Genomic DNA, 6,348 nt, shown 5'->3' with positions numbered 1-6,348 from the left:
GCAATTCAACCAGAGCTCTCTGAAGCGGTAGTAACCAACAAAGGTAACCCAGAAGTCCAACCTGAATTGCCAAAAGCTGAAAAGCCAAAAACAACAGATGAGGCCAATGAGCAAGGAAAATCACAAATCGGGACTACTTCAACCGCAACAGGTCAAGTAGTTCATGATGTGACAAAAGCTCCTGTTGAAACAAATACAGGTGCGTCAATTGTTAGCACCCAAGACGGAAACGTAGTTCTTTCAGATGGTTCAGTGGTTGCTCCTGAAGAGGTCGGTGGTACTGTCAACGAAGATAAGACTATCTCTGTTACAGACAAAGATGGTAAGCTCAAAACCCTTCCAAACACAGGAACAGAAAAAAGTTTCCTAGCTGCAATCGGTGGAATGTTATTGACAGCAGTTAGTTATTTCTACAAGAAGAAACTATTTTAATTAAGTAAAGGAGAAAAGAAAGTATGTTTAAAACAAAAGAAACTAAAGCGTTCGGTTCAATCCGTAAAACAAAAGTTGCAGGAGCTTGTGGAGTAATCTTGGCACTTGCAATGTTGGGTATGGCGTTTAATGGTACTGTATCGGCTGATGAAGTTTCAACTGATAAGCCTGTTGCTGTAGAAAAGAAAACAGAAGTAGAAGTTCCTATTGCTCATGACAATCTTGACAAAGCTGTAACAGACGCTAAAAAAGTAGGCGTTAAAGTTGAAGTTGGAGCAGTTCAGGACAAAGGTGTTGCAACCTCTGAAACAGTAGCAGGTAAGCAGAAAGAAATTGAAGCTGATTATGCTAAACAGGAAAAAGATGTCAAAGCTGTGACTGCTGATTATTCTTCTAAAGTTGATAAAACTACTAAAGAACGTGAAGTAATCGAAAAAGAAAACAAGGATAAACAAGATAAGTTTGAAAAAGCTGTAAAAGATCATGAAGCAGAAGTCAAACGTATTGAAGCTGAAAATAAGGCTATTCTTGCTGACAATGCTAAAAAAGAAGCTGATACCAAAGCTGAAAATGAGCGTATCGCAAAGGACAACGCTACAAAAGAAGCTAACTACAAAAAAGCTGTAGCAGACCAAGAAACCTATAATAAACAGGTTGAAAAGGACAACGCTGATTTAAAAGCTGATTATGAAAAAAAACAAGCAAAATATGAAAGCGATCTTGCTAAGTACAACAAAGAAAAAGAAGAACTTGCTAAGAAGGGTGTAAAAGCTGAAAAACCTCATATCACGGTTTACGGCGATTACGACGAAAGCCAACGTGGAAGCGTCAATTACTACAAAAAAATGACTGCTTCATTTGAAGGGTTAGAAGGATTGATGAAGGTCAAAGACTATATTGGACTTCATGCCGATTCAACTATCTCAGGTAGTCGTAAAGACCTTATCGTTAAAGGTAAAGGTTTGTTAGGTCAACTTCAAGAGCCAAAATCAGGCGATTCTTTCACGATTCATAACGTTGCTGAAAATGAAAAAGGGGAAAAAATCTCTGCTAAATTCACTTTGAATAAAGTTGAAAAAGAATGGGTTGAAAATGGGAAATCATTGACAGACACAAAAATTAAAATTTATGAATACGCCAAAGATGGTTCTATCAATTTTGGTTTTTGGAACTTAGTTGAGTTCAATCCTAAAATTGAGTTCTTCCTAGAAAAAAACAAACAAAAAGCTATCTTGACTATTGCTTCAATGTTCAATGACATTGACTGGGGACAAGAGTTGCGTTTGACTTACGAAGATGGAACAGAAGGGCTTGTCCTCAATCCAAAAGGTTCAGAAATTAAGAAAATCACTCGTGATGGGAAAGAATACTATAAGGGCGAACATAAGTCTGCTGATGGTAAACATTACGAAAACGTTGGAGACGAGTCAGATATTCCACTTGGTTCACTTCTTTCTGTAGGGCATGGTTCTACATTGAACCTCTCTTACTACAATGGAGTAGGGAAACGTTCGCAATCTGATATTGATTATGTTCGTAAAAGTGCTAAAAATAAAGCTATTGCAGAAGGTAAGCCTGTTCCAACTGATAAAGAAATCTTTGAAGATGAAAACTGGGCTGTTGGATTGTTTGGCAAAGCAAGTGCAACTGTTCCTGTAACAGTCTTGACTACACCACCTGAAAAACCTAAGTACGAGCCAAAAGACACTAAGGAAATTCCTAAACCTAAATTGGAGAAACCAAAAGAGTTTGTACCTCGTACACCACTCCCAATTCCAGCTCCTCCAACTCCACCAGAGAAGAAAAGAATTCCTGAAATGCCTTTAGTTCCTACTGTAAAAGTGAACTATTCACGCTTGCGTGTGAAACCATCAACTCCAAAACCTAAAAAGGCTATTGTTGATACATTCGGACATAATATTGATGGGGCTAATACATTCGATAAGAATGTAAAATTCAGTTTGACTACTGATTATAAGCCTTATTCAACGTTTACTGCTGATTCTAAAACTTATGGTAAGACATGGGCTATGGCAGATGATGTTCAAGATGGTGCTTACAAGGTAGATGACAGCAAAATCACTATGAAGGATTCTACTGGTAAAGACGTTAAGGCTTTGTTTAATATGTACCATGTTCTTTCTGAAAAACAACGTACAAAAGAAATTCAAAGCATTTTGAAAGAAGCTGGTTTGAATCCTAAAGGCGAATTTTACCTTTGGGTAGCGAAAGATTCTGCTTCATTCTATAAAAACTATGTGAAACAAGCTAAGAATATCACGATTGAGCTTCCTGCACGTTTGCTTGTAGAAAAAGGCAAAATTGTGAAAAACGACTTTAACCAAATTGACTTTGGTAATGGCTCTATTTCTAACTTGGTAACTGTGCAAGTTCCTGACTTGAAACCTGAAAAACACGCTTTGGATCATAAAGACGATAAGAAGATTCGTGACGGTCAAGAAATTCAAATTGGCGAGTACCTACGTTACCTCTTGGACGGTGTGACTGTTCCTTCTAAACACGACACTCTTTACCGGTATGACGGTATTGATATGCTTGACTTGAAGCATGATAGATACACAGGTAATTGGTCTGGTGTCATTCGTGGTACAGAATACGTTGCTGAAAAAGACTTGGTTCTTCCTTATGATGTAGTCTTGTCTGACGGTAAAGTGGTTAAGGCAGGAGACAAGATTGCTAAAGGCTCTGTGTATGCCTTCCAATTTGAGTTTAATCAAAGTGCAAACTCTGACTTTATTAAGAAAATCGTTAAAGTCACATGGAACGAAAAAGACGGTAAGTGGGCTTACACTATTGACAAAGAGTTTTTGAACTCTCTAGGAGTTAAAGGTACGTTTGACGTTGATTTTTATATCGAAGTCGAACGTATTGCAGCTGGGAAGGTTGAAAATACCTTTATCAATACAGTCAATTTACAAGAGATGACGGCTAAAGTGACAACCCACACTCCAGAATCACCAAAACCTGAAGAACCAGGAAAACCAAAACAATCACTACCAAATACTGGAACAGCAGCAAGCATGCTTCCAACTTGGGGAATGATTTTGGGATTGTTGAGTCTTGCAGGAGCAGGGCTTCGTAAACATAAAAAATAGAACATCTAGAAATTCCCCCTCGTCTATGGTATAATGAAGCCATAAAAAAGAGGGGGAAGAGAGATGAGAAAGGACACGAAAATGGATGCACATGTGACTAGAAGTGGATATAGATACTATACCCCAACTCAAACAAAATCAGAAGTCACCAAACCTGAAGAGAAGAAGTGGAAAAAAGGTCTACGTTGGCTAGGAAAAGCCATCTGGTCAGGAATAAAGAATCTACCGAGTGTAATTGCGAGAGCTGCCGTTTTGATGGTTGCGACTCCACTCATGTTTCTCCTCTTTATCTTCAATCTGATTAAAAGCTTGATTGCGACAGCAATTGGATGGGTAGTATTTAAGATTGTAGTTGTCCTAGGCTATGCTGCTTTTTGGGAAATATATTTTTGGATAACAAAATCAGGTCCCTCTGCAGATGTAGAGAAGCAGTTAGATTGGCTTATGACTAACTTTTTCTTTCCTCAAAAGGTCCCCATCTACTATTGGTGGGAAACAACTATTATCGTTGTCTTAGCTGTGATTACAGCCCTCTCTCTAACCTTTCGTCCAACGGATGAAACATAGTATTGAATAAACAATGTAGGTGCTAAGGAATTTTCTTAGTACCTTTTTTATAAAAGAAAGCGAGAAAAAATAATGGATGCAGTTGTAGATTTTATTAACAAAATTGGGAATATCGGTGGGATTATCGGTATTGGTTGGGCCGCTTGGGGTGCCTGGGACTTAGCAGTAGGAATCAAACGTGAATTGGATGATAAGAAGGATAAAGGAATCCAAAGTTTGATACTAGGTGCACTTTTAGGTGCCGTTCTAAAAGCCCTCTTTACAGCTTTAGCAACAGGTCTTCAATCTCTTGGTTAGGATGAAGAAGAAAGAGGAGGTGGTTTTATGGACCAATCCACACTTGATCAACTAACCATGAGTCTGAAAGACTATAATGCGACAGCCTATGAATTGATGGAAACTGTTTCGGGATCGATGGAGAAGGTAGCAATTTTGCTTCTTCTCCTTTTTATGGGGATCAACCTCATGAATTGGCACCAACAACTTAAAAGCAATGGTGGGGAGCTGTCTTTTCAGCTTTGGATTGAAGAAATCCTCAAATATGCTATTGCGCTCTTTTTTATCCTCTATGTGGATGCGATTTTTGATGCCTTGTCATGGTTGTTCAATGTTATCATTAAGTTAGTAGCCAAGAATGCTACAGATCCTTTCAGTTCTGAGCCACCAGATTTTAAAGGTTTGGGTATGATTGAGAAATCATTCTTTAAAATTGTTTATGCGGTTGTTGATTTTGTCGGTCAGATATCGACTAAGTTGTTGATCTTGTTACGCTCCTTTACGCTTTACACGTATAAGGGAATCGCTAAAATTATTGTCGCTTGTTACATGGTGGATAGCTTACGCCCGATCTGCCTTGGTTTCTTTAAGCTCTATGCTGCTGCTGTCCTTCAGGGATTGATTCTAGTGGTTGTAATCATGCTTTACCCAGCCATTGTCACGAATGATTTATTGACACTTAGCAATACTGGAGCTTTTATAACTGCACTCGTAGCAATCGCAAAAGGAATTATTTACATTGTCATGATATTTGGTAGCCAACGAATGGCCAAAAATATCATGCAGGTGAACTAGATTATGGTATAATGAAGAGATAATGCTGAAGGAGAGATGGTATGGCTGTTTCGAAGTTTTATGCAGTATGGCGGAAAGAATCTGGAGAAGAAGAGATTGTGAATGCTTTTCAAGCACTCGCTCTAAAGGGGCGAGCACAAATTATTACGACGCCGAAAGAACAGGCAACTCTTTTTGACTTGGAAACAGGTCTTAAGGTCAATCCAAGAAGTAGTCAGAAAAAAGATGGTCGCTATGTAGGTCAACCATACTTTAGTTACTATCCAGGTGAAGAGAGCCCGTTAAAGGGGCTAGAAAGTAGCTTTGAGTATTCCTCTGAGCTGAATGCTTTTATCGAGGCTTTCAAGACTATTGAGAAATTTCAGATTGAATATGACAATCATACGGCTTATATTTTTCCTAAAGCTATTTCTCCGATGCAACGGATTGTATTTGAAGATGAAGACTTTGTTATTCTAAAGCTCTTGATTGATATTGATGAGACTTATCCTTATTCTGAATACTACCGTTTAAATGGTCAACTAGGAATTGAATTTTATAACACCAGAAGACCAGAACCTGTTAAACGGATAAAATTAGCTAAAGAAGGCATTCCCTTGTTTGAAGCCAGAGCTCACTTCCCTGAATCTACTAAAATTTATGTTCCTAAAGAATTTACTTCACCTGAACAGGTTAGAAGTATTGCTGATAGAGTGAGGAAAGTTTATCAGGAAACAAACTATAAACTGTATGGGAATTTTGATAAATACCACATAGAAGCATTTGTCTTTTTAGATGATAATGAAAGGAAGTACAAAACTTTGAAAACTTATGAGGAACAGTGTCAGGAATTGCAGGCAAAAATTGAGAAGTTGGAAGAGAACTTCAATCAAAAAACTGAGAAAGTCAACCAGCTGAGAAAAGAAATTAAGCAAGCCGAAACAATCTTGAGAAACTATCACGAAGAGGAGGAGTATTACAAGAAGTTAGAAAAGGATAATCAAAAACTAGAATCAGATAAACAAAGATTGAAGCAGGAAAAAGGAGAAATTATCTCTAAAAATCAACGTCTAACCAATGAATCACAACGTTTACGTAGACTGAAAAATGTAGCAGAAGAGAAGATAGAGTATTTACAAAAACGATCGTTCTGGCAAAGACTTCTCAATAAATAAAAATAGTA

General features: G+C 37.9%; 6 protein-coding genes. All 6 read left to right on the top strand.

The features are described from left to right. On the top strand, positions 1-432 hold a 432-nt coding region (locus HMPREF2613_RS08115), incomplete at its 5' end, for an LPXTG cell wall anchor domain-containing protein (RefSeq protein ID WP_261673991.1). Between the two features lie 23 nt (positions 433-455). Then, positions 456-3,548 carry an SspB-related isopeptide-forming adhesin gene (locus tag HMPREF2613_RS08110; RefSeq protein WP_070479972.1) on the top strand — a complete coding sequence of 1,031 codons (3,093 nt, stop codon included), beginning with the start codon at positions 456-458 and terminating at the stop codon, positions 3,546-3,548. A gap of 63 nt (positions 3,549-3,611) precedes the next feature. After that, positions 3,612-4,115, top strand: coding sequence for a hypothetical protein (locus HMPREF2613_RS08105; RefSeq protein ID WP_070479971.1), 504 nt, complete (start codon positions 3,612-3,614; stop codon positions 4,113-4,115). Positions 4,116-4,187: 72 nt separating this feature from the next. Beyond that, positions 4,188-4,412 carry a hypothetical protein gene (locus HMPREF2613_RS08100; protein ID WP_000340303.1) on the top strand — a complete coding sequence of 75 codons (225 nt, stop codon included), beginning with the start codon at positions 4,188-4,190 and terminating at the stop codon, positions 4,410-4,412. 27 nt (positions 4,413-4,439) lie between these two features. After that, entirely contained in the window at positions 4,440-5,186 is a 747-nt protein-coding gene (locus HMPREF2613_RS08095; RefSeq protein WP_070479970.1) for a hypothetical protein, read from the top strand. Positions 5,187-5,227: 41 nt separating this feature from the next. Further along, positions 5,228-6,340 (top strand): hypothetical protein, encoded by a 1,113-nt coding sequence (locus HMPREF2613_RS08090; RefSeq protein ID WP_070479969.1) that lies wholly within the window; start codon positions 5,228-5,230, stop codon positions 6,338-6,340. The last annotated feature ends 8 nt before the right edge of the window (positions 6,341-6,348 follow it).

It is taken from the genome of Streptococcus sp. HMSC070B10, assembly GCF_001808665.1.
In the GTDB taxonomy this organism is placed as follows: domain Bacteria; phylum Bacillota; class Bacilli; order Lactobacillales; family Streptococcaceae; genus Streptococcus.
Note: the sequence above shows the minus strand (reverse complement) of the source record. Positions and strands in the feature narration are given on the sequence as shown.